The sequence below is a fragment of the Lentzea kristufekii genome (assembly GCF_033949925.1).
Classification (GTDB): domain Bacteria; phylum Actinomycetota; class Actinomycetes; order Mycobacteriales; family Pseudonocardiaceae; genus Lentzea; species Lentzea kristufekii.
The window spans coordinates 32156-53283 of sequence record NZ_JAXAVV010000039.1; the positions used below are offsets into that span (position 1 = coordinate 32156).

24 protein-coding genes and 1 pseudogene are annotated in these 21128 nt (G+C 70.1%); 21 read left to right on the forward strand and 4 right to left on the reverse strand.

All coding sequences use genetic code 11. The features are described from left to right. Nucleotides 1–10 precede the first annotated feature (10 nt). The 10 genes from SK571_RS43480 (at nucleotide 11) to SK571_RS43525 (ending at nucleotide 9297) form a co-directional block, all read left to right on the forward strand. Complete coding sequence (locus tag SK571_RS43480; protein ID WP_319989962.1) at nucleotides 11–922, forward strand: SIS domain-containing protein; 912 nt, start codon at nucleotides 11–13, stop codon at nucleotides 920–922. Further along, complete coding sequence (locus tag SK571_RS43485) at nucleotides 919–1806, forward strand: 1-phosphofructokinase family hexose kinase (RefSeq protein ID WP_319989963.1); 888 nt, start codon at nucleotides 919–921, stop codon at nucleotides 1804–1806. Before SK571_RS43480 ends, SK571_RS43485 begins: the two co-directional genes overlap by 4 nt. Before the next feature lie 3 nt (nucleotides 1807–1809). After that, entirely contained in the window at nucleotides 1810–2631 is an 822-nt protein-coding gene (locus SK571_RS43490; RefSeq protein ID WP_319989964.1) for a class II fructose-bisphosphate aldolase, read from the forward strand. Between the two features lie 3 nt (nucleotides 2632–2634). Next, the gene (gene melA, locus SK571_RS43495; protein WP_319989965.1) at nucleotides 2635–3921 is read left to right on the forward strand and encodes an alpha-galactosidase; all 1287 of its coding nucleotides are present in this window, start codon (nucleotides 2635–2637) and stop codon (nucleotides 3919–3921) included. Then, nucleotides 3921–4847 (forward strand): carbohydrate kinase family protein, encoded by a 927-nt coding sequence (locus SK571_RS43500; protein ID WP_319989966.1) that lies wholly within the window; start codon nucleotides 3921–3923, stop codon nucleotides 4845–4847. Before melA ends, SK571_RS43500 begins: the two co-directional genes overlap by 1 nt. 53 nt (nucleotides 4848–4900) lie before the next feature. Continuing rightward, nucleotides 4901–5659, forward strand: coding sequence for a DeoR/GlpR family DNA-binding transcription regulator (locus SK571_RS43505; protein ID WP_266035322.1), 759 nt, complete (start codon nucleotides 4901–4903; stop codon nucleotides 5657–5659). Further along, nucleotides 5660–6880 carry an MFS transporter gene (locus SK571_RS43510; RefSeq protein ID WP_319989967.1) on the forward strand — a complete coding sequence of 407 codons (1221 nt, stop codon included), beginning with the start codon at nucleotides 5660–5662 and terminating at the stop codon, nucleotides 6878–6880. 4 nt (nucleotides 6881–6884) lie between these two features. After that, nucleotides 6885–7577 carry a GntR family transcriptional regulator gene (locus tag SK571_RS43515; RefSeq protein ID WP_319989968.1) on the forward strand — a complete coding sequence of 231 codons (693 nt, stop codon included), beginning with the start codon at nucleotides 6885–6887 and terminating at the stop codon, nucleotides 7575–7577. 125 nt (nucleotides 7578–7702) lie between these two features. Continuing rightward, nucleotides 7703–8257 (forward strand): RNA polymerase sigma factor, encoded by a 555-nt coding sequence (locus tag SK571_RS43520; protein ID WP_319989969.1) that lies wholly within the window; start codon nucleotides 7703–7705, stop codon nucleotides 8255–8257. Nucleotides 8258–8268: 11 nt separating this feature from the next. Continuing rightward, nucleotides 8269–9297: a hypothetical protein gene (locus SK571_RS43525; protein ID WP_319989970.1), complete on the forward strand. Its 1029-nt coding sequence runs from the start codon at nucleotides 8269–8271 to the stop codon at nucleotides 9295–9297. A 40-nt stretch (nucleotides 9298–9337) separates the two neighbouring features. On the opposite strand, the gene SK571_RS43530 is transcribed toward SK571_RS43525, so the two are convergent. Beyond that, nucleotides 9338–10180 carry a helix-turn-helix transcriptional regulator gene (locus SK571_RS43530; protein WP_319989971.1) on the reverse strand — a complete coding sequence of 281 codons (843 nt, stop codon included), beginning with the start codon at nucleotides 10178–10180 and terminating at the stop codon, nucleotides 9338–9340. A gap of 85 nt (nucleotides 10181–10265) precedes the next feature. On the opposite strand from SK571_RS43530, the gene SK571_RS43535 reads away from it, so the two are divergent. Continuing rightward, on the forward strand, nucleotides 10266–11033 hold the full coding sequence (locus SK571_RS43535) for an SDR family NAD(P)-dependent oxidoreductase (RefSeq protein ID WP_319989972.1): 768 nt from the start codon (nucleotides 10266–10268) through the stop codon (nucleotides 11031–11033). 162 nt (nucleotides 11034–11195) lie between these two features. On the opposite strand, the gene SK571_RS43540 is transcribed toward SK571_RS43535, so the two are convergent. Then, on the reverse strand, nucleotides 11196–12350 hold the full coding sequence (locus tag SK571_RS43540) for a glycosyltransferase (protein ID WP_319989973.1): 1155 nt from the start codon (nucleotides 12348–12350) through the stop codon (nucleotides 11196–11198). A gap of 460 nt (nucleotides 12351–12810) precedes the next feature. Between SK571_RS43540 and SK571_RS43545 the strand changes: the two genes are divergently transcribed. The 8 genes from SK571_RS43545 (at nucleotide 12811) to SK571_RS43580 (ending at nucleotide 18812) form a co-directional block, all read left to right on the forward strand. Continuing rightward, complete coding sequence (locus tag SK571_RS43545) at nucleotides 12811–13047, forward strand: hypothetical protein (RefSeq protein ID WP_089917997.1); 237 nt, start codon at nucleotides 12811–12813, stop codon at nucleotides 13045–13047. Nucleotides 13048–13177: 130 nt separating this feature from the next. After that, complete coding sequence (locus SK571_RS43550) at nucleotides 13178–13489, forward strand: hypothetical protein (RefSeq protein WP_319989974.1); 312 nt, start codon at nucleotides 13178–13180, stop codon at nucleotides 13487–13489. Nucleotides 13490–13751: 262 nt separating this feature from the next. Then, entirely contained in the window at nucleotides 13752–13928 is a 177-nt protein-coding gene (locus SK571_RS43555) for a hypothetical protein (protein WP_319989975.1), read from the forward strand. Nucleotides 13929–13937: 9 nt separating this feature from the next. Next, nucleotides 13938–15317 (forward strand): serine hydrolase, encoded by a 1380-nt coding sequence (locus SK571_RS43560; RefSeq protein WP_319989976.1) that lies wholly within the window; start codon nucleotides 13938–13940, stop codon nucleotides 15315–15317. Between the two features lie 107 nt (nucleotides 15318–15424). Then, a complete protein-coding gene (locus tag SK571_RS43565) occupies nucleotides 15425–15598 on the forward strand; it encodes a CsbD family protein (RefSeq protein WP_258952818.1) in 174 nt (57 codons plus the stop codon). A 156-nt stretch (nucleotides 15599–15754) separates the two neighbouring features. Further along, nucleotides 15755–16876: an acyltransferase family protein gene (locus SK571_RS43570; RefSeq protein ID WP_319989977.1), complete on the forward strand. Its 1122-nt coding sequence runs from the start codon at nucleotides 15755–15757 to the stop codon at nucleotides 16874–16876. A 29-nt stretch (nucleotides 16877–16905) separates the two neighbouring features. Further along, the gene (locus SK571_RS43575; protein ID WP_406602112.1) at nucleotides 16906–18186 is read left to right on the forward strand and encodes a sensor histidine kinase; all 1281 of its coding nucleotides are present in this window, start codon (nucleotides 16906–16908) and stop codon (nucleotides 18184–18186) included. Continuing rightward, nucleotides 18183–18812 (forward strand): response regulator transcription factor, encoded by a 630-nt coding sequence (locus SK571_RS43580; protein ID WP_319989979.1) that lies wholly within the window; start codon nucleotides 18183–18185, stop codon nucleotides 18810–18812. Before SK571_RS43575 ends, SK571_RS43580 begins: the two co-directional genes overlap by 4 nt. A gap of 124 nt (nucleotides 18813–18936) precedes the next feature. On the opposite strand, the gene SK571_RS43585 is transcribed toward SK571_RS43580, so the two are convergent. Next, nucleotides 18937–19275: a hypothetical protein gene (locus SK571_RS43585; RefSeq protein ID WP_319989980.1), complete on the reverse strand. Its 339-nt coding sequence runs from the start codon at nucleotides 19273–19275 to the stop codon at nucleotides 18937–18939. 212 nt (nucleotides 19276–19487) lie between these two features. Continuing rightward, nucleotides 19488–19835, reverse strand: a pseudogene (locus SK571_RS46530) (cytochrome P450); the annotation flags it as partial. Between SK571_RS46530 and SK571_RS43595 the strand changes: the two are divergent. Next, the gene (locus SK571_RS43595) at nucleotides 19809–20246 is read left to right on the forward strand and encodes a hypothetical protein (protein WP_319989982.1); all 438 of its coding nucleotides are present in this window, start codon (nucleotides 19809–19811) and stop codon (nucleotides 20244–20246) included. The pseudogene SK571_RS46530 and the gene SK571_RS43595 overlap by 27 nt on opposite strands. 271 nt (nucleotides 20247–20517) lie before the next feature. Further along, nucleotides 20518–21066: a TetR/AcrR family transcriptional regulator gene (locus tag SK571_RS43600; RefSeq protein ID WP_319989983.1), complete on the forward strand. Its 549-nt coding sequence runs from the start codon at nucleotides 20518–20520 to the stop codon at nucleotides 21064–21066. The last annotated feature ends 62 nt before the right edge of the window (nucleotides 21067–21128 follow it).

Genomic DNA, 21128 nt, shown 5'->3' on the forward strand with positions numbered 1-21128 from the left:
GGAATCCGCCATGCACAGCACCTCCGCCGCGCAGCTGCACACCACGGCCGAGATCGCGTCCCAGCCGGCCTGCTGGCGCCGGGCGGTCGCGCTCGCCACCGAACCCGGGGTCGTAGCCGCTCTTCCCGCACACGGCGAACGCGTCGCGGTCGTCGGCTGCGGCACGTCGTGGTTCATGGCCCAGGCCTACGCCCGGCTGCGCGAGGACGCGGGGCTGGGGGAGACCGACGCGTTCGCCGCGTCCGAGTTCCCGTTCGGCCGCGGCTACGACCGGGTCGTGGCGCTGACCCGGTCGGGCACCACCACCGAGGTCATCGACGTGCTGCGGCGGCTGGAGGTGCCGACGACGGCCCTGGTCGGCACCCCCGGCACACCGGTCACCGAGCTGGCCGACCACGTGGTCGCGCTGGAGTTCGCCGACGAGCGCTCGGTCGTGCAGACGCGGTTCGCCACGACCGCGCTGGTGCTGCTGCGCGCTCATCTGGGCGAACGGCTCGACCGCGCGATCCGCGACGCGGAGCAGGCCCTGACCGAACCGCTGGGCGCGGACCTGGTGGAACGCAACCAGTTCACGTTCCTCGGCGGCGCGCCCTGGACGACCGGTCTCGCCGCCGAAGCGGCGCTCAAGATGCGCGAGGCGTCGCTGAGCTGGGCCGAGTCGTACCCGGCCGCCGAGTACCGGCACGGGCCGATCGCCATCACCGACGAGGGCTCGCTGGTCTGGGTGTTCGGCACCCCTCCCAAGGGCCTCGGCCTCGACGTCGCCGGGGCGGGCGGCCGCTGGATCGCCCGGGACCGCGACCCCCTCGCCGAACTCGTCGCGGTGCACCGGCTCGCCGTGGAGGTGGCACTGCTGCGCGGACTCACCCCCGACACCCCGCGCAACCTCACCCGGTCGGTGATCCTGAACGGCACGCCGTGAGGGCGTTGACCGTCACGCTCAACGCGGCGCTCGACGTCACCTACCGCGTCGGCGCGCTCGTGCCGGGCGACACCCACCGCGTCTCCGACGTGGCCGTGCGCGCGGGTGGCAAGGGCGTCAACGTGGCGCGGATGCTGCTGGCACTCGGCGTGCCGGTGCTCGCGACCGGGCTCTCGGGCGGGTCGGCGGGTGCGGTGCTGCGCGAGAACCTGAGTCGATCCGGTGTGCCGCAGGCGATGTTCCCGATCGAGGGGGAGACCCGCCGCACGGTCACCGTCGTGACCGGCTCCGGTCAGGCGACGCTCTTCGCCGAACCGGGACCGGTCGTCACGCCCGAGGAGTGGTCCGGATTTCTGGGCCACTACTCGGAACTCGCCGCGGACGCCGACGTCGTGGTGCTGTCCGGTTCACTGCCGCAAGGGCTTCCGGACGACGCCTACGCGACGCTCGTGCGCGTCGCTCCCGTGCCGGTGGTGCTGGACGCGGACGGACCGGCGCTGGCCCTCGGAGCCGCCGCCGGACCCGCCGTCATCACCCCGAACCGGAACGAGCTCGCGGCGGCGTCCGAAGTGGACGATCCACTCGCTCTGGGCGCCACGGCGGCACTCGTGTCCGACGGCGCGCGCGGCATGACCGCCCACACCGCCGACGGCGTCTGGTCGGCGGCTCCGCCCGAGGTGATCACAGGGAACCCGACCGGTGCCGGTGACGCCGCCGTCGCCGCGCTGGTCGCCGCGTGGCACCTGCCGTGGCCGGAACGTCTTGCCGAGGCGGTGGCGTTGTCGGCGGCGGCGGTGCGCGCCCCGCTCGCCGGCGACTTCGACCGCGCCTTCTACGACCAGCACCGGGCGGACGTCACGCCCAGACCAGTTCCAGAGGACTAGAACATGCCGTTGGGAAAGCTTCGCGAGATGATCGGCGGGCCCGCGCCGGTGCCCGCGTTCAACGTGATCCAGGTCGAGCACGCCGAGGCGATCGCCGCCGCGGCCGAGGAGACCGGAGCACCCGTGGTCCTGCAGATCAGCCAGAACGCGGTGCGCTACCACGGTTCTCTGCGCCCGATAGGCGCCGCCGCGCTGTCCGTCGCCGCCGCCGCGGCCACCCCGATCGCGGTGCACCTCGACCACGCCACCTCGGAGGAGCTCGTGCGGGAGGCCGTCGAGCTCGGGTTCGGGTCGGTCATGTTCGACGCCTCCGCGTTGCCGCACGACGAGAACGTGGCCCGCACGGCGGAGGTCGTGCGCTGGTGTCACGAGGCCGGCGTCGGCGTCGAGGCGGAGCTCGGTGAGATCGGCGGAAAGGACGGCGTGCACGCACCGGGCGCGCGTACCGACCCGGACGACGCCGCCGCGTACGTGGAAGCGACAGCGGTGGACTTCCTCGCCGTAGCCGTGGGCTCCTCGCACGCGATGCTGAGCCGCGACGCCCAGCTGGACTTCGAGCTGATCGCGTTGCTGCACAAGGCGGTGCCGGTACCACTGGTGCTGCACGGGTCGTCCGGTGTCGCCGACGAGAACCTCGCGGCGGCCGTGCGCGCGGGGATGTGGAAGATCAACATCGCCACGCAGCTCAACAAGCACTTCACCGCCAGCGTGCGGACCGCGCTCGACGACGACCCCGCTCTCGTCGACCCCCGGCGCTATCTCGGCGCCGGGCGTGAGGCCGTGTCCGCCGAGGTCGCTCGGCTCATCCGCGTACTGAAAGGCTGATCCATGGTCACCATCGCCTTCGTGGGCGCGGGTTCCGTCGAGTTCACCCGGCAGCTCCTGCGCGACGTGCTGTCGTTCCCGGAACTGGCCGACGTCACCATCTCGCTGCACGACGTCGACGCCGAACGGCTGGAGGTCGCGGCGGCACTGGCCCGTCTGGCGGGCGGAGCGCACGTCCGCGCCTCGCTGTCGCGCCGGGAAGCGTTGGAGGGAGCGGACGTCGTGGTCAACATGGTCGCGATCGGCGGCCACGCGGCGACGTTGACGGACTTCGACGTGCCGGAGTCGTTCGGCCTGCGCCAGACCATCGGCGACACCCTGGGGATCGGCGGGATCTTCCGCGGGCTGCGCACGTTCCCGTTCCTGGACGTGCTCGCGGCGGACGTGCTCGCCGTCTGCCCGGACGCCTGGCTGCTGAACTACACCAACCCGATGGCCATGAACATCCAGTACCTCGCGACCGTCGCGCCGCGGCTCAAGGTGGCAGGGCTGTGCCATTCCGTGCACTGGACCATCCACGACCTCAGCGCGCTGGTCGGGGTGCCGCACGACGAGGTGGACTTCCTCTCCGCCGGCGTGAACCACCAGGCGTGGATCCTGCGGTGGCAGCACGAGGGACGTGACCTGTACCCGGCGCTCGACGCCGCGATCGCGGCCGATCCGGAGCTGGCGCGGCGGGTGCGCGTCGACCTGTACCGCCGGTTCGGCTTCTACCCGACGGAGACGAGCGAGCACTCGTCCGAGTACGTGCCGTGGTACCTGCGGCATCAGTCCGAAGTGGAGCGACTGCGTCTCCCGGTCCGCGACTACGCGACGATCAGCGCGGAGAACGTGGCCACCTACGAGAAGACCCGTGCCGCGCTGGCCGCCGGCGACCCACCGCCGCCGCTGTCCGACGACGCCGTCGAGTACGCGCCGCAGGTGATCCACAGCCTGGTCACCGGTCAGCAGCGGACGATCCAGGTCAACGTCGCGAACCACGGCCTCATCTCCAACCTGCCCGACGGAGCCGCCGTGGAGGTGCCCGCGACGCTGGACCGGCTCGGCGTGCACCCGCATCGCGTCGGCGCCCTGCCCCGGCAGCTCGCGGCCCTGAACCGGAGCTTCCTCGACGTGGTCGACCTGACCGTGGCGGCGGCGGTCGAGGGCGACCCCGGGCACGTCCGGCACGCGGCCCTGTGCGACCCGGCGACGGCCGCCGCGCTGACCGTCACCCAGATCGACGACCTCGTCGCCGCGATGACGGCCGCGCACGGCGACCTGCTCCCCGCCGCGCTGCGAGGCGCCTGATGGACCTCCTCGTGATCGGTGACGCGAACCCGGACGTGCTCGTCTTCGGCGCCCCCGGCATTCCTCCGTACGGGCAGGCGGAGACGTTGGTGGACCAAGGAGTTCTCGCGCTCGGCGGGTCTGCGGCGATCGTCGCGCACGGTGCCGCGCGCCTGGGTCTGGGGGTCGCTCTCGCCGCGATGGTCGGCCGGGACGCGGCGGGCGACTTCGTGCTGGACGCCCTGAAGTCCGCGGGCGTGGACATCAGCGCGTGCGTCCGGCACGAGTCGTTGCCGACGGCGTTGACCGTGTGCCTCAACCAGGCCGGGGGAGACCGGGCGATCCTGACCGCGCCCGGATGTCTGGCCGCCTTCGGTCCCGAGCACGTTCCGGAGATCGCGGCCCGGCACGTGCACGCGGCGTCGTACTTCCTGCAGCCCCGCCTCGCCGCCGGTCTGTCCGAGGTGTTCCGGACGGCGCGCGTTCGTGGCGCCACGACCTCGCTCGACACGAACGACGACCCGTCCGGGGAGTGGAAGCTGACTGAAGACTTGTTGGCGCAGTGCACTTTCGTGCTGCCGAACCAGGCCGAGGCGGCGGCGCTCACCGGCGCGGCGGACCCGCTGCCTGTGCTCGCCGCCACCGGCGCGATCCCGGTCGTCAAGGCTGGCAAGGATGGTTGCGTCGCGTTGTCCGGCGGAGAACGCATCACCGCGCGCCCGCCCGTCGTGGAGCCGGTGGACACGGTCGGCGCGGGAGACTCGTTCGACGCGGGTTTCCTGGCCGGATGGCTGCGGGACGGGAACCTGCGCGCGGCGCTGGCGTTCGGTGCGGTGGCGGGGGCGCTGTCGACGCGCGGCGCCGGGGGAGTCGCGACGCAGCCGACCTGGGCCGAGGCGACGGCTCTGGCGCGGAGCGTCGAGATAACGAGCACGCAAACTGCGTGATTTGGGCTCAAGCAGTGCCCAAACGAGCATGATTCGTGCGTTATGCTGATCGGATGCGTCAAGAGCAGCGCCTTGCGGCGATCCTGGGGAAGCTCGCGGACGCGGGCTCGGTGACGGTGACCGGGCTCGCGGAGGACCTGGGCACGTCGGTCGCGTCCATCCGCCGGGACCTCCAGTCGCTCGAAGAGCAGAAGCTGCTCAAGCGGACCCACGGCGGTGCGGTGGCGGCGGAGGTCATCTACGAGCTGCCGCTGCGCTACCGGGTGGGCCGCCGCGAGGAGAAGCGCCAGATCGCCGAGGCCGCCGCGAAGTTCGTCACCGAGTCCGTCCACTCGGTAGGGCTCAACGGTGGCACGACGACGACCGAGCTCGCCCGCCTCCTCGCCGGGACCAGGCAGTTGAAGGTCGTGACGAACGCCCTCAACATCGCCTCGGACCTGTGCCCCCGCCCCACGATCGACCTGGTCGTCACCGGCGGCGGCGTGCGGCCGGAGAGCTACGAGCTGGTCGGCCCGATCGCGGACCGGGCCCTCGCCGGCATCAGCCTGGACCTGGTCTTCCTCGGGGTCGACGGCATCGACGCGCGCGGTGGCATCACGACGCACGACGAGGTCGAGGCGCACACCGACCACTGCCTGCTGCGCACGGCGGACCGCGTGGTGGTGCTCGCGGACGGTTCCAAGGTGGGCAAGCGCGCGTTCTCGCGCATCGCCGGGATCACGGACGTCCACGTCGTGATCACCGACTCGTCGGCACCCCCTGAGGAACTGGACCGGTTGCGCGCGGCGGGCGTCGAGGTGGTCGTCGCCTAGATGCGCGCGCGGCAGCGGTTCTCCCGTGACTGGTGGCTTCTGCTGGTGGCACAGGCGATCAGCACAACCGGCACGCAGATCACGGTGGTGCTGCTGCCCGCGGTCGCGATCCTGGCCTTCGGTTCCGGCATCGGCCCGGCGACCCTGCTGCTGGTGGCGGAGTTCCTGCCGGCCGCGTTGCTCGGCCCGTTCGGCGGCGTGCTGATCGACCGGGCCCGGCTGCGTTCCGTGCTGGTGTCCATGGACTTCGTCCGGGCCTGCGCGCTGCTCGCCGCGGCCGCCGCCATCGCGTCGGGCGTCCGGTCGGTCTGGATCCTGTACCTCCTCGCGGCCGTGCTCGGCATCGCGTCGGCGGTGTTCGACTCCGCCGCCGAAACCGCGATTCCCCATCTGACGCAGGACCTCGACCGTGCGAACGCCACCCGCTCCGGCCTGCTCAACCTGGTCCGCATCGCCGGACCGGGCCTGGGCGGCCTGATCATCGCGGCGGCGTCGGCACAGCTGGCCCTCCTGCTCAACGCCGTCACGTTCCTCGCCTCGGCCGTCGTCATCGCCGCCGCGACCGCACCCGCGTTGCGCGCCAAAGCACAGACGAACAGCACACGGCCCGTACATCGGCAGTTGAGCGACGCGATCGGCTACCTGCGCAAGGACCTGGTGCTCCGACGCAGCCTTCTCGGTACCGCGACTCTGAACTTCGCGGGCAGCGGGATCGGCGCGCTTTTCTTCGTCTACGCCTACCAGCAACTCCTGCTTCGGCCCGGTCAGGTCGGCCTGACGATGTCCGCGTTCAGCCTCGGTGCCGTACTGGGTGCGGCGGGCTCGGCCTGGGCGTCCCGGCGCCTCGGCACCGGGCTCGCCTGCGCGATGTGCGCCTCCGTGGCGGCCGCGTCCCTGTTCCTCATCCCCGCGGCGTCGCTGGGCAGACCGTTCGAAGTCCTGCTTGTGTACCAGTTCCTCTTCGGCGCCGCCGCCACCGCGTGGGCGACGATCCTGCTGTCCCTGCGGCAGCGCCGGACCGAGCCCGCGATGCTCGGCCGGGTGAGTGCGCTGATCAACGCCGTCACCGTCGCCACCGTGCCGTTCGGTGCCGTCGCCGGCACGGTCCTCGCCGAGATCGCGGGCCTGACTCCGGCGATGCTGGTGCTCGCCGTCGTCGCCGCTGCCACGCCGACGTTCTACTGGACGAAGGGCTTCCGCACCGTCGAGCCCATAAAGTGATCGCATGACGGGCACGGACTGGCTTGCCTCACTGACCGCCGACGGCGTCGAGCTCGGCCGGGTCAGCACAGCGGAGCGTGTCGCCGACTTCGTCCGGACCCGTGTCATGGAAGGCGATCTCCCGCCGGGCACCCGCCTGTCCGAGGAAGCACTGCGCACCGCACTGGGCGTCGCGCGCAACACGCTGCGGGAAGCGTTCAGACTTCTTACACGCGAACGTTTGCTGGTGCACGAGCACAGCCGAGGCGTCTTCGTGCGCACGCCGGACGTGGCGGACATCGTGGACCTCTACGCCGCCCGCCGGGTGATCGAGGGCGGTGCGCTCACCGCGTGGTCCACGGCGCCGGAGGAGAAGCGCCAGGCCGTGCGCGACGCCGTGCGGTTCCAGCAGGAATCCGCACGGGCGGAACGCTGGAGCGACGTCGCGACCGGCAACGTGCGGTTCCACCTCGCGATCACCGGCCTGGTCGGCAGCGCCCGCCTCGACGAGGAGGTGCGGCGGCTGCTCGCGGAGATGCGCCTGGTGTTCCACCACATGGGCGACCAGCGCGAGTTCTACGAGAACTACGTGCAGCTCAACCGCGACATCCTCGAACTCGCCGACGGTGGTGCCGCCGGTGCGGCGGAAGAGGCGCTGCGGAAGTACTTCGACATCGCCGAACAGCACCTGCTCAGGCGAATGCGCTCCCACGGCTAGCTGCCTCGCCCAGCTCCTCACCACGCGCTGACCAGCGATCTTCGTCAGCGGCCGAAGCAACCTGAACGGTTTCGGCGCGCGTTGGCAAAGACGGGGTGTAAGGCGAAGCGAACCCGAGGAGCTTCATGTCGTCAGACGCGGAACTGATCGGCAGATCGCTGAGCGGAGACACCGATGCCTTCGTCGAAGTGGTCAGCCGGCACGAGACCGCGATCGGGAACTACCTCGCGCGCCGAGTGGGACGTCAGACCGCCGAGGACGTGCTCGGTGAGGTGTGGGTGGCGGCCTTCGAGTCCCGGGCGAGCTACGACCGCTCGTACCCCGAGGCCCGGCCCTGGCTGTACGGCGTCGCGCTGAACAGGCTGCGGCGGCATTGGCGGTCCGAACCGGCGGAAGAGCCGGCCTCGGACATCACCCGCTTGGCGAACGAGTGGGACCCCTGGCCCGAAGTGGACGCCCGCGTGGACACGCAGGCACTGCTGCGGCAGGCACTGGCACGGCTCAAGCCGGACGAGCGCGAGGTGCTGGGCCTGGTCGCCTGGGAGGACCTGACGGTCGCCGAAGCAGGACGGGTGCTCGACATCCCGGCGGGCACGGCCCGTCGTCTGCTGCACCAGGCGCGCAAGGCACTGCGTGACGCCCCCGAGGTCGTCGCGCTGCTGCAAGTCCCGACAACGTGAAAAGACACCCCATGGATGAGATGGATCTGATGAAGAAGATGCGTGACGTGCCGTCTCCACGCCCTGAGGCGTACGACCGTGCCCGCACGGCGCTGAGCACCGCGATGGCCGAGCCCACCGCCACGGTCGTGCGGCCGAAGCGCTGGTTCTCCTGGCCCAAGGCCGGTGTCGCCGCGGTCGGCGCGGCAGCCGTGGCGACGGCAGTGGTGATGGGCACGGCGGGCGGCACCGCCCCGCCCGCCTCCCCGGTCGCGGCCCCGCAGGTGGTCGACTCCCCGCTGGTGAAGCTGGCCTCCGAGGTCAAGGCGGGTGCGCAGCCCGGTGACGCGTCGCTGATCATCCGCTCGACGATCGCGCCGGACAACTCGCCGTACGTCGTCTACACCGTCTACACGGACAAGGGGCAGACCTTCCACGGCGACTCGGCGAAGACCCTGTCGGCCTCGGTCGCCAAGGGCGAGAACCAGGCGACCCAGTACGACGCGACCGTGATGGCGGCGGCCCGTCTCGCCGCGAACGGCGACCTGGAGCAGGCCAAGAACGCGATGGTCAACGTCTCGATCGGCTGGGCGCTCGGCCAGAGTCCCGCCGAGCAGGAGAAGGCGTGGGCGCAGCGCCAGGAGGCGACCGCCGAGGTGTACCGCCTGAAGGGCCTGCCGGTGCCCCCGCCCAAGCCGCGCCCGACCGGCAAGGAGCTGGAGGACGGCGTCAACAACGCCCTGTGGAGCAACACCACGTACGCGCTGTTCATCGGCGCGGCCAACGCCGAGGTCCGCGCGGGCGTGCTGAAGCTGGTCGCCACGATCAAGGACGTCACCATCGGCAAGACCGACGCCGAGGGCCAGCCCGCGCTGACCCTCACCGCGGGCCCCGCCCTGCAGGGCGGAACCGGTACGCACGTGCTGACCGTCAACGCCGGCAACGGCCTGCCGATCCGTTCCGAGGTCATCCCGGCACCGGGATCGGACAGCAAGCCCTCGGTGGCGAACTACAAGTCGTCGCGCGTGAACCTCGCCGACGTGGCGGCGGGCAAGATCTGAACCATCAGTCCTAAGAGGACCGGGGAACGTCTCGGTCCTCTTAGGGCTTTCGGGTCGTGAACTCCTCCGCTCCCAGCACGTCCAGCAGCGCCAACGCCTCCGCGTCACGCGAGCCCGGCGGCGCGCTGTAGAGCACGAGGTGCTGGTCCCGGTCCGTGAGCGCGAGCGAGTCGCAGTCAACGGTGATCTCGCCGACGCCTGGGTGCCGGAAGGTCTTCGTGAGCACCACCGCTGACTGCACGTCGTGCCGCTCCCAGAGCCGGGCGAACTCAGGACTGCCTTCGCGCAGCTCGTCGACCAGCTCCGACACCGCGGGATCGGCCGGGTACCGCGCGAGCGTGCTGCGCAGCTGCATGACGACGTGGTGCCGGAACTCCGTGGCATCCGAAACCCCGTACAGCGGCCGCTGTTGCAGGAACGCCAGGCGCGCGAGGTTGCGCTCCCGTGGTTCGAGTTCGCGGAAGTCCTCCATCAACGCGGCCGTGAGATCGTTGCACGCCAGCACTTCGAACATCGCCGAGGTGACGAACCCGGCCGTCCGCGGCAGCCGGTCGAGCAGCGCGAGGATGCTCGGCCGGACATCGCGCCGAACCCTGCCGTTGCGACTGGGCGCCGTTCCGGCGAGCACGTGGAGGTGGTCGGACTCGGCGTCCGTGAGCCGCAACGCCGCGGAGATCCCGGCGAGCACCTCGGCGGACGGCCGCGGTGCCCGCCCTTGTTCGAGCCGGACATAGTACTCGGTGGAGATGTGCGCGAGCACGGCCACCTCCTCCCGCCGCAACCCGGACGTCCGCCGCCGCGGTCCCGCGGTCAACCCGACGTCCTCCGGCCGAAGCCGCTCACGACGGCTGCGCAGGAACGCTCCGAGCTGCTGCTTGTCCATACCCCGAGTATGGGCCGCGGGTGGCGGCCCAGCCTGGTACAGCCTGTGCCTGCCTCCGCCGCCGGGCACGGCCGACGCTGGTGCCATGACGAACACCAGTGGACTTCTCACCGGCAAGATCGTGCTCATCACCGGCGCCAGCCGGGGCATCGGCGAGGCCGCCGCCCGGCTCTTCGCCCAAGAGGGCGCCTCCGTGGTGCTGGCCGCTCGCAGCACCGACACCCTGACCCGCATCGTGGCCGAGATCCGGGCCAAGGGCGGCACCGCCGACGCCGTCACGCTGGACCTCGCCGACCGAGCCGGCATCCGCACCGCGATCGACCAGGTCGAGGAACTGCACGGACGCCTCGACGGAGCGTTCAACAACGCCGCGGTCGTCCAGCAGCCCGGCCCGCTCGACATGACCACCGACGACGAGATCGACGAGCAGTTCGAAGTGAACTTCCGCGCCCACTGGACCGCCATGACCGCCGAGGCCGCTCTCATGCGGCGGCACGGGGGAGGCGCGATCGTGAACACGTCGAGCATCGGCAGCCGCCGCGCCAACCCCGTCCTGCCGGCGTACGGCGCCATGAAGCGCGCACTCAACAGCCTCACCGAGAGCGCGGCCGTGACGTGGGCCAAGGACGGCATCCGGGTCAACGGCATCACCCCTGGCGGCACCGCGACGGCGATGATCGACCAGTGGGAGGCCGCGACTCCCGGCATCAAGGCGCACATCACCGCCACGAGCCCGGCGGGACGCATGGCCGAGCCGCACGAGGTCGCCGAGGTGGCGGCGTGGCTGCTGAGCGACCGGGCGTCGATGGTGAGCGGCGCGCTCGTGCCGGTGGACGGCGGCGCGGGCGCCTGACGGGACTCCGCCGGTTCAGGACTCCGGCGTGCGCGGAGCTTCGGTCCACGCCCGTTCGTGACGGTCGGCGGTGATCTCGACGAACGCACGGGTCGCCGCCGCCGGGCCTCATCGCCGTCCTCCACGGCCCACCAGCGGTACCGGCGCGCGCTCGGCCTCGCATCAGGTGCGCACCCCGGCGTCCCTGCGTCCTCCGCGGGCCGGTGCCGCTCCGCCGGTCGCTGCGCTGTCGGTCGCGACGCGCTGGTACACGGCCATCGCCTCCTTCGCGAGCCGGCTTCGCGAGTAGCGGCCGAGCACGCGGTCGCGGGCGGCGATGCCGAACTGCTCCCGTCGCGTCTCGTCGGCCAGCAACGCTTTCAGCGACTGCGCCAGCCGCCGGCCGTCCCGCGGCGGGATCAGCAGGCCGGTCACGTCCGGCAGCACGACGTCGCTCAGCGCCCCGACCGCCGTGGCCACCACGGGGACACCGCAGGCCATCGCCTCGAGTGCCGCGCTGCCGTACCTCTCGACGGCCGGCGCACACACCGCGACGTCGGCTGATCTCAACAATGCCGGCCGATCAGTGCGCGGAACCGCATTCGCGTCGACGAGCGCGACATGGTCCATTGCGGACACAACGGCGTCGACTGCCGGAGAGCTGTTTCCCTGAGCCAGTTCTCCGGTCACCGCGACGCGCATTCGTCCATCGTGGACCGCGATCGGACCGTCCGGGTTGAAGAAATCGGAGTTCACGCCACTGGGAACCACGGACAGCTGGGAGCGCCGCACCCCCAGTTGCGACAGCTGTGCCGCTTCCGCCGAACTCGTCGCGGTGATCCACGCCGCTCGGCGCGCAATGAGAGATTCGGCGTCGGAGCGCTGATCCGACCGGGTCTCGCCGAAGCCGTGATAGGAGTGCACCACCGGAACCCGAATGCGATGCGCGGCGATCACCGATACCAGCCCGGACGTCCAGTGGTGCGAGTGCACCACGTCCGGAGGTTGCTCTCGCCACCGATCTGCGAGGAACTCGGTGAAATCACCGAGATTTTCCACGAGCTCGTTCTCCGCGAGTGCGCGGGCCGGTCCGGCGGGGACCTGCACGATGTCGTAGCCGTCGTCTGCGCGGAGAGTCGCAGGCGACGTGGAATCGCCGCGCCGGGTGTAGACGACCGGCTCGTGCCCGGAAGCGCTCAACCCAGCGCACAGCTCCGCCACGTGCGCGCCCTGTCCAGCGTTTTCAGGGAGTGGACCTGCCTGTACCGACACCATCGCGATTCGCATTTGCCCGGCCGCATCCTCGATGTCCAGCGCGACTTCGAGCTGCCGGCTCAACTCGACCAGTTCCGGTGGTGAATAGAGCGACCGTATTGCTTGCAGGCGGCGTCGACAAGGGTGCACAACCGGCGTTGTTCACCTCCGAAGCCGGCAAGCGCTGGCGTGCCGCCGCAGCGGAAGTTCGGTCCGTTCCGGCTGAAAGCGCTGGTCAGGAGGCTTCAGTGGGCGAGGTGCGCCGTCGCGGGCCAACTCTCGGGCGCTGACGCGGCAGGTATTCACCCCATAGCGGGATGCGGACGTGGAATTCGCGTGTTCTGCCCTGCTCATCGGCTCGTGACGCTCTAAACATCGATAATTGAGCATTACCCGATGGTGTGACGAGGGGCTGTTGTGTTCACACCTTCGCGTGATTGCCCATTTGGTCTCCCGTCGATTGTTTGGATACGGTCCTGTCGGACTTGCGGCGGGCTCGTTGCCGACGCAAACCTTTCTTGACAGGTCAAACAAGGAGATTTCTGTGCTGAAGAAGGCAGGGGCGGCCGTCGCAATCGCGGGCGCTTTCCTCGGTATTGGTTCCACTGCGCTGGCCGATGCCCCTGAGCTGGACATCACGGACCAGGTCGGCGTCGCCGACCTGAACGACTCCGAGGTCGCCAGCGATCTGAACGCCTGCTTCATCGACGTCAACGTCATCGCGGTGCCGGTGCTGTCCGACAACGACAGCGGCCTGTGCGCCAACCCTGACGACAAGTGACGTGAGACGGCGCCCGCTGCGGCGGCGCGCTGTTCTTTCGTAAGAGGAGCGGAACGGGCAGGGATGCCGGTTCCGTTCCTCTCCTTGTTGCACGTGCAGATCAACGACTGGCTCGTAGGAGAAAATCGTCATGCTGAAGAAGGCTATTGCCGCGGCTGCCGTGGGCGCGGGTTTCCTGATGATGGGCACGCCCGCTTTCGCGACGCAGGGCGGCGCGATGGATGACATGATGGATCTCGCTTCGAAGTACGACCACGACCACCAGGTCGGCCTCGTGAACATGGAAGACTCCGAGCTGCTCAGCGACATCAACGTCTGCCACGTCGACGTGAACGTCATCGCGGTGCCGCTCTTCTCCAACAACGACGGCGGACCGTGCACGAACCCCGACATCGAGGACGTGCACGTACACCACCACCACGAGGACGACTCGGACCGCTGACTCGCGGCACATCACGTGAGGTCGTCGACGCACTGGCTCCTACCGGTTGATCACTTCGGGGGCCGGTACGCCTGACGCGGCGCGCGTGGTGGCGATGTGTTCTCCCGTGAAGCGCCCGGCTGCGACAAGCAGCCGGGCGCTTCACGGCATATCCGGTTGTTGTTGCGCCACAAGGGTTGGCAAGCGCGCTCACATCACCTCTTCTAGCGGTTTAGGTGCGTTGTCACGTGATCTGTCATCTCTGCTGTTCACCATGGTCCGCATGACCAGGACACCGATCTTCGACGAGCTTTACGCCAAGTACGTGGGCACGCCCGCGAGAGACGCGATGGCGCCCCAGTGGCCAGGTGAAACCGACGAAGTACGACCCGTGGTCGGCAACGCCGCAGCCGGTTCGCCCGAACCGGCCGGTCCGCCGAGCCATCGACGTCCGATGTAGAGGGCCGAGGTGAAGCTCAAGCGGATCAGCCTGGTGTGCACGGCGCTCGCGGTGACAGCCGCCTCCACGACGCCGGTGGCCGCCGCGGACGGCCTGCCGTTGGCCGAGCGCCTGCGTGAGGCGATCGTGGCGCAGAACTTCAAGGACGTCGTCGACCTGACCCCGCCCGGCACGCAACCGGTGGCGCAGCAGGACAAGTACGACCCTTCGCCCGGCGAGCTGATGAACCGGGCCCGCACGCGCGCGGATGGCAAGCCTCTGCACCAGACGCCGAACCTGGACGTGGCGATCATCAAGCTCGACCCGGCCGGCAGGCCGCAGGCCGTGGCGAACGTGCTGCTCAGCCCGCAGCACCCGAACGGCGTGGTCGTGCCGGTCCAACCCCAAGGGCTGTCCACCGACCAGGTCCGTTACCGCTGGTGGGACGACACCGAGTGGGACACCAACGGCGGCGTGGGCACTCGGGACGTGGTGCCGGGCAGGGAGAACGCGCCGATCGACTTCTCCTCGCCGTACCCGGCGTCCGTGCTCAAGCTGCTGGTGGGCTTCGGCGTGCTGCGGCTGGTGGACCTGGGCAAGATCGACCTCGACGCCGACTACGCCTTCGACCCGAACCCGGCGCGGGCGGTGTGCGGCGGGCCGACGGTCAAGAAGGTCCGGCAGCACTTCGACGAGATGATCACGAAGTCGCAGAACGAGTCCACCTGCGCGCTGGTGAAGCTGCTCCACGACCTCAACGCGTGGGACCAGGTCAACCGGACGTTCGCGGACCTGGGAATGCCGACGCTGATGGTCACCGGGACGAATCCCGGCAACGGGGGCGCCTGGGGAGGCGCCAACATGAGCGGCCTCGACACCGCCAAGCTCCTGCTGCTGATCAACGGCGGCCCGGACGTGCTGTGGACGACGAACGACCGCAAACCGGTCACCGCCAACGAACTCTCACCGTCGTCGCGGAAGTTCTTCCTGGAAACCCTGGCGGCCCAAGGCCACAACGAGATGCTGTCCACATCGAACTGGTGCGGGCGCGACTACCCGGTGCAGGGCATCCCGCAGCAGGTGCCGTCACGCTGGATCAAGCCGGACGGCACCGTGACCGTCGGCGTCGCGGTCTACGACCGCGACGTGCGACCGTGCAACGAGGCCGCCGAGGTGACGTTCGCGCACAAGACCGGCTGGACCAGCACAGCGGGTTCCGACGCGGGCATCGTGAAGTCGTTGCCCGGGAAGAACAAGCGCGACTACGTCGTCGTCGTGTTCGGCAACCTGGGCATGGACTACGCCGACACCGTCCGCCCGGCCGACCCGCCCGGCGTCTTCCCCGTCCTGTACACGCAGAAGTACGCGCAGCTGGGCAGGCAGATCGATGTCATCCTGCAGAGTTCGTGATCTGAGCATGAAACTGCACAGTGAGGCGATGGAGGATTGAGGTTCGGCTGCGTGGGCACCCAGAGACAGATGTCGCACCTGAGAGTCAGGTGTCGGGGAAGGACGACATGGGCACCGACGACAAGTTCGACGCCAAGGCCGACCAGCTCAAGGGCAAGGTCAAGGAAGGCGTCGGCGACGCGACCGACGACCCGGGCCTGCAGGCCGAGGGCCAGACCGACCAGTCCAAGGGCCACCTCAAGGAGGCGGCCGAGAAGGTCAAGGACGTCTTCAAGAAGTGACCTGAGAACTCGGAAGGGTGCGTGCATCAGGCGATGCACGCACCCTTCTTCGTTTCGCATCCTCCGATCGGAGGATGGACGGGTCTACCGCGTCCGCGGTGATCACCGCCCGCGTGGTCGATCCGGAGCGGCGCCGCGGGCAGCAGGCTTCTGCGCATGGCCCTCATCGAGGTGCAGCGCCCGGCGCGCATCTCCTACATCGACAACCTCCGCGTCTTCCTGACCCTCCTGGTGCTCGCGCACCACTCCGCGGCCCCCTACAGCAATCTCGACGCCTGGCCGAAGTGGCAACAACCTGCCTCGTCGTCCGCGGCGGAGCCGTTGGACCTGCTGCTCCTGGTCAACCAGACGTTCTTCATGGGGTTCTTCTTCCTGCTGTCCGGGTATTTCGCACCCGGTGCGGTCGACAGAAGAGGGCCGCGCAAGTTCGCGGTCGAGCGTCTGAAGCGGCTCGGGATCCCGTTCCTCGGGTTCATCGTGCTGCTGCGCCCGTTCTTCGTCCTGCCGGACTACCTCGACCTCCCGGCCGCGAGCCGGCCGTCCTTCGCGGTCTACTACCTCACCACCTGGGAGGTCGGGCCCGCCTGGTTCCTCGAACTGCTGCTGATCTTCTCGCTCGCGTACGCGCTGTTGCGGCACCTGCGCGCGACCGCGGAGCCGGTGCGCTCACGGCCGTTGCGGCGGCGGGACCTGCTCGCCTTCGTGCTCGTTCTCAGCGTGGTCACCTACGCTTGGCGGATCCTCGTCCCGCACGGCACCAAAGAGCCGCTGCTCGGACTGCCCAGCCCCGCCTACATGCCGCAATACGTGCTGCTCTTCGCCGTAGGCGTCGCGGCGTACCGCCACCGCCGGCTCGCGACGCTTCCGCGGAGATCGGGCTGGTTCGGCGTGCTCCTGGCGGTGGCGTCGCTCGTGCCGCTGGCGCTGGGCGGCCACCGGGGCTTCGGGGCGTCCGGTGCCCTGGCCGGTCACGACCTCGCCCACCTGGCCCTGGCCCTGTCGGAGTCGCTGTTCGCGGTCGGCGTCGTCCTGGCCCTGCTCCGCGCGTTCGAACGCTTCGCCGCGGGTACGTCGCGGTTCAGCCGCTACCTCGCCGACAACGCCTTCGCCGTCTACCTCGTGCACGCGCCGGTCATCGTCGGAGCCGAAGCGGCACTGCAACCACTCGACGCGGGACCCGTGCCGAAGTTCCTGCTGACCCTGGTGATCGCCGCGGTGGCGAGCTGGGCGATATCGGGCGCTCTGCGCCGTGTGCCCGCCGTACGGGCAACGGTGTAGCCGGCCGCGGGCGTGCGATCATGCAGGTCGTGGGTGTCGAGGCCGAGTTGCGCGAGGAGTTCGACCGCTGGGAGCGCAAGGAGACCGCGGTCCTGAAGGTGCTCCCGTACCCGTTGCTGGCGGTCAGCATCGTGTTCGCCCTGCTGCAGCCGCTCTGGGACGCGCCGGTGCACCTCCCGGCGCTGCTCGGGCTCTCGGCCCTGCTCACCGCGTGGGTCATGTGGTTCCACACGTTCCGCCCGGAGTTGCACGGCAACGGCCCGCTGATGGGCCTGTACTACACGGGGCTCGTGGCGTTGACCGGTTGCCTGGTGCTGCTCACGCCGTGGTTCGGCTTCTTCGCGTTCATCGGCTACGTGCACGCCTTCCAGTACCTGAAGGGCCGGTGGCGCTACGTCGGCGTGGCCGTCACGTCCGCGGTCTCGGCGGTCTCCTACGTGGGCGGGTCGGACAACATCACGGCCGACGAGTGGTGGAAGTGGCCCGCCGTCAGCGCGCTCACCACGGTCATGGCCACCGCGGGCTTCCACGCCGACGTGATGTCCGACCGGCGCAACCACCGGCAGAAGCGGGCGCTGGCCGAGCTGCACAGGGCCAACGCCGAGCTGGAGACCGCGCTGGCGGAGAACGCGGGCCTGCACGCTCAACTGCTGGTGCGGGCCCGTGAGGCCGGCGTGCTCGACGAGCGGCAGCGGATGGCGAGGGAAATCCACGACACCCTCGCCCAGGGCCTGGCCGGCATCCTCACCCAGCTCCAGGCCGCCGAGCAGGCGTCGGACGAACCGGCGGTGTCGCGCCGGCACGTGGCGAACGCGATGGACCTGGCCCGCGAGAGCCTCGTCGAGGCCCGCCGGACGGTGCACGCGGTGGGACCGTCCGCGCTGGCGGAGTCCCGCCTCCCGGACGCGATCGGCGACGTGGCCAGGCGCTGGTCGGAGGTGAACCGCGTCGAGGCGGTGCTGACCACGACCGGCGACGCCCGGCCGATGCACACCGACGTCGAGGTGGCACTGCTGCGCACCGCGCAGGAGGCTCTCGCCAACGTCGCCAAGCACGCACGAGCCGGTCGGGTCGCCCTGACCCTGTCGTACATGGAGGACTTGGTGACGCTCGACGTGCTGGACGACGGAGTGGGCTTCCTGCCCGACGCCAAGCCCGCCGGCGGCACCGCGGACGGGGGCTTCGGCCTCGCCGGCATGCGGCAGCGCGTGCAGCGCCTCGCGGGCCGGCTGGACGTCGAGTCCGAGCCCGGCGGAGGCACCGCGATCACGGTGACCGTACCGGCGATCCCCGTCGGGAGCGCGAGTTGATCTCACTGCTGATCGTCGACGACCACCCGGTGGTGCGGGACGGGCTGCGGGGCATGTTCGGCACCGATCCGCGCTTCGAGGTGGTCGGCGAAGCCGGTGACGGCGCGGAAGCCGTCGCGGCCGCGGAGCACCTCCGCCCCGACGTGATCCTCATGGACCTGCGGATGCCCGGCACCGACGGCGTCGCCGCCATCAGGGAGCTGGCGAAGCGCGGAGTGCCGTCACGGGTGCTGGTGCTCACCACGTACGACACGGACAGCCACGTGCTGCCGGCCATCGAAGCCGGTGCCACCGGCTACCTCCTCAAAGAGGCACCGAGGGAGGAGCTCGTCCGCGCGGTGGAGGCCGCGGCACGAGGGCAGGCGGTGCTCTCGCCCACCGTCGCGACCCGGCTCCTGGGACAGGTGCGCAAACCAGCCCCGGCACCGCTGTCCCAGCGCGAACGGGAAGTGCTGGAGCTGATCGCCCAGGGCTCGACGAACCGCGAGGCGGCCAAGCGGCTCCACATCAGCGAGACGACGGTCAAGACGCACCTGCTGCACGTGTACGCGAAGCTGGGCGTCAACGACCGGGCAGCCGCCGTGGCCGCCGCGTTCTCCCGCGGCTACCTGACGCCGCGGGACTGATTCGGCTCGTCCCGACCAACCGATGCACCGCTTCCGGCTGGAGGTTCCGGCGGACGGACGCACTCGCCGCGATGCCGGTCTGCGAGACCGACGTCGGCGAGCACGCCTCTCGTCGAGGCGCGCATCAGGCCGTGCCGGCCGCCGCGAGGAGCCGGGCGAGCTCAGCGGGCTTGGTGCGCATCGGCCAATGACCGGAGTCGAGGTCGACGAAGTCGAGGTGCTGGACCTGGGCGAGTTCCGGCACGTCGCCCGCGTCGATCCACTCCTCGGCCTGGGCAGGGGTGAACTCGGGGCAGATGACCACGACGGGAACCTTGAAGCGTCGCTCGTCGGTGAGCCGCACGATGCCCGTGGCCACACCTTCGGGAACGGGGATCGCGTTGGCGGCGAACGTGCGTCTGGCCTCCTCGTCGAGGTCGGCCGAGTCCGGTCCTTCGAACGGCGCCCAGCCGGGGAACGGCATGACGCCGTCCCGCAGTTCGAAGAAGTCGGCGTAGGACTTCCCGTCGGCGACCGGGAAGCCGCCGATGAGAACGACTGCGGAGATCTTGTCCGGCCGCGCGTCCGCGGCCAGCCAGGCCAGGGTGCAGGCGGCCGAGTGTGGACAGCAGCCTTGCGGGTGATGTCGACGCGGTCGGGCTCGGCGAAGACGGCCGAATCGTGGTCGGCGGCGCCGATGTCGAGCAGCACGAGGTCGCCGGCGCTGATCCTGACGCCGTCGCTCTCCAAGTCGGTGCGGGCATAGCGGGGCATCCCGCCACCGCCTTTGCCAGGCGCACGAAGGATTTCTTCGACGGCGTTCGGGATGAGGCCGGGCTTGTCGTGCAGGGCGTTCCACTGACCAGGGTTGGCCAACAGGAGCAGCGCGCCCATGCCGATCTGGACCACGGTCGTCTCGTGGCCGCCGAACAACAGCGCCATGGAGAGCATGGCGGCCTCCTCGGTGGAGACGCCGTCGGTTGCGCGCAGGCGTGACATCACGTCGTCGCTCGGCCCTTGCCGCTTGGTCTCGACGAGGCGCATGCCGTAGCCGAACAGGTTGCGGGGCCCTTGTTCGGAGACGGTGCGGTCGTTGATGTCCGCAGCGGCCTCGGTCCACGCGCGGAACTGGTCGCGGTCGTCGTACGGCACGCCGAGCAGCTCGCAGATCACGAGGATCGGCAGTGGGACCGCGACGGCGGCGTGCAGGTCGGCTGGAGTCTCCGAGGTGGCCAGTTGATCGAGCAGTTGCGCGGTCAGTGCGTCGATGCGGGGACGCAGTGCGCGCATGTGTTTGGGGGAGAAGTGCGGTTGCAGCAGTGCGCGCATGCGGGCGTGGTCGGCCCGCTCGGTGACGAAGTCTCCCAGCGGGCCGCCGAACAGGGCGGATTCGCCGGTGCGTGCCGCGTTCTGCGGGGCAGGGTGCGATCTGCCGAGCCGGTCGTCACCGAGTAACTCGCGCATGTGGGCGTAGTCGGTGACCAGTCACGCGTCGTGGCCGACCGGTGCGGATCCGGTGGACCGCGCCCTGGGACTGAAGTACGCGCAGCTGCGGAGGGACCTGCAGCGGCTGGAGCTGCTCGAACGGCAGCTGAGCGGAAGAAACCATGACGTGGGCCGCTTGTTCGGGTCAGCTTGTATAAGTTGACTTAAACAAAGCTGCTTGTTTAGTCTGATCTAAACGAGTGGAGGTGCAGTGGTGGCGGGTCCTCAGAACGTGCGGCGCATGCCGCGTGCTCAGCGGCGCGAGCAGATCTTGGACGCCGCGACCCGCGCGTTCGCCCGTACCGGGTATGTGGCGACCGGACTCGACGGTGTGGCGGCTGAAGCCGAGGTCACCCTTGTGTTGCTGTACCGGCACTTCGACTCGAAGGCTGACCTGTACCGGGCTGTGCTCGATCGGGCGTGTGCCCGGTTGGAAGCAACGGTCGGCTCCGGTGACTACGACGAGGGCAGCATCTCTGCGCTGCTGCGTGCCGCTGCCGAAGATCCGGATGGGTTCCGCTTGCTGTTCCGGCATGCGGTGCGTGAACCGGACTTCCGTGACGTGGTGAACGGAATGCAGGCGATGTCGGCGGAGGTCACGCGGCGCGAGCTGGCCGCGGTGATTCCGGAAGGCCCATGGCTGGACTGGGCGGTGCAGTACGCGCCGACAGTCACCCTCGAGGCCGTGATCGCCTGGCTCGACGCGGACCAGCCCGACCCGGACCAGGCCGCTGATCGCATCGCCTTGGTGGTGCACAGCGTCATCCGGGCGGCAAACGGTGTTGACTGACCCGGTCGGTCATTTATGCTGGGCGGGTGCCACGCACTCGTTCAGCGGACATGTTTCCCAAG

Bases quoted from the DNA above. Each gene is read 5' to 3' on its own strand.
- SK571_RS43515 (WP_319989968.1), top strand. From the start codon at position 6,885: ATGACGGGCACGGACTGGCTTGCCTCACTGACCGCCGACGGCGTCGAG.
- SK571_RS43550 (WP_319989974.1), top strand. From the start codon at position 13,178: ATGCTGAAGAAGGCTATTGCCGCGGCTGCCGTGGGCGCGGGTTTCCTG.
- SK571_RS43510 (WP_319989967.1), top strand. From the start codon at position 5,660: ATGCGCGCGCGGCAGCGGTTCTCCCGTGACTGGTGGCTTCTGCTGGTG.
- SK571_RS43570 (WP_319989977.1), top strand. From the start codon at position 15,755: ATGGCCCTCATCGAGGTGCAGCGCCCGGCGCGCATCTCCTACATCGAC.
- SK571_RS43565 (WP_258952818.1), top strand. From the start codon at position 15,425: ATGGGCACCGACGACAAGTTCGACGCCAAGGCCGACCAGCTCAAGGGC.
- SK571_RS43555 (WP_319989975.1), top strand. From the start codon at position 13,752: ATGACCAGGACACCGATCTTCGACGAGCTTTACGCCAAGTACGTGGGC.
- SK571_RS43520 (WP_319989969.1), top strand. From the start codon at position 7,703: ATGTCGTCAGACGCGGAACTGATCGGCAGATCGCTGAGCGGAGACACC.
- SK571_RS43530 (WP_319989971.1), bottom strand. From the start codon at position 10,180: ATGGACAAGCAGCAGCTCGGAGCGTTCCTGCGCAGCCGTCGTGAGCGG.
- SK571_RS43500 (WP_319989966.1), top strand. From the start codon at position 3,921: ATGGACCTCCTCGTGATCGGTGACGCGAACCCGGACGTGCTCGTCTTC.
- melA (WP_319989965.1), top strand. From the start codon at position 2,635: ATGGTCACCATCGCCTTCGTGGGCGCGGGTTCCGTCGAGTTCACCCGG.
- SK571_RS43480 (WP_319989962.1), top strand. From the start codon at position 11: ATGCACAGCACCTCCGCCGCGCAGCTGCACACCACGGCCGAGATCGCG.
- SK571_RS43490 (WP_319989964.1), top strand. From the start codon at position 1,810: ATGCCGTTGGGAAAGCTTCGCGAGATGATCGGCGGGCCCGCGCCGGTG.
- SK571_RS43505 (WP_266035322.1), top strand. From the start codon at position 4,901: ATGCGTCAAGAGCAGCGCCTTGCGGCGATCCTGGGGAAGCTCGCGGAC.
- SK571_RS43535 (WP_319989972.1), top strand. From the start codon at position 10,266: ATGACGAACACCAGTGGACTTCTCACCGGCAAGATCGTGCTCATCACC.
- SK571_RS43585 (WP_319989980.1), bottom strand. From the start codon at position 19,275: ATGCCGTTCCCCGGCTGGGCGCCGTTCGAAGGACCGGACTCGGCCGAC.
- SK571_RS43600 (WP_319989983.1), top strand. From the start codon at position 20,518: ATGCCGCGTGCTCAGCGGCGCGAGCAGATCTTGGACGCCGCGACCCGC.
- SK571_RS43525 (WP_319989970.1), top strand. From the start codon at position 8,269: ATGGATGAGATGGATCTGATGAAGAAGATGCGTGACGTGCCGTCTCCA.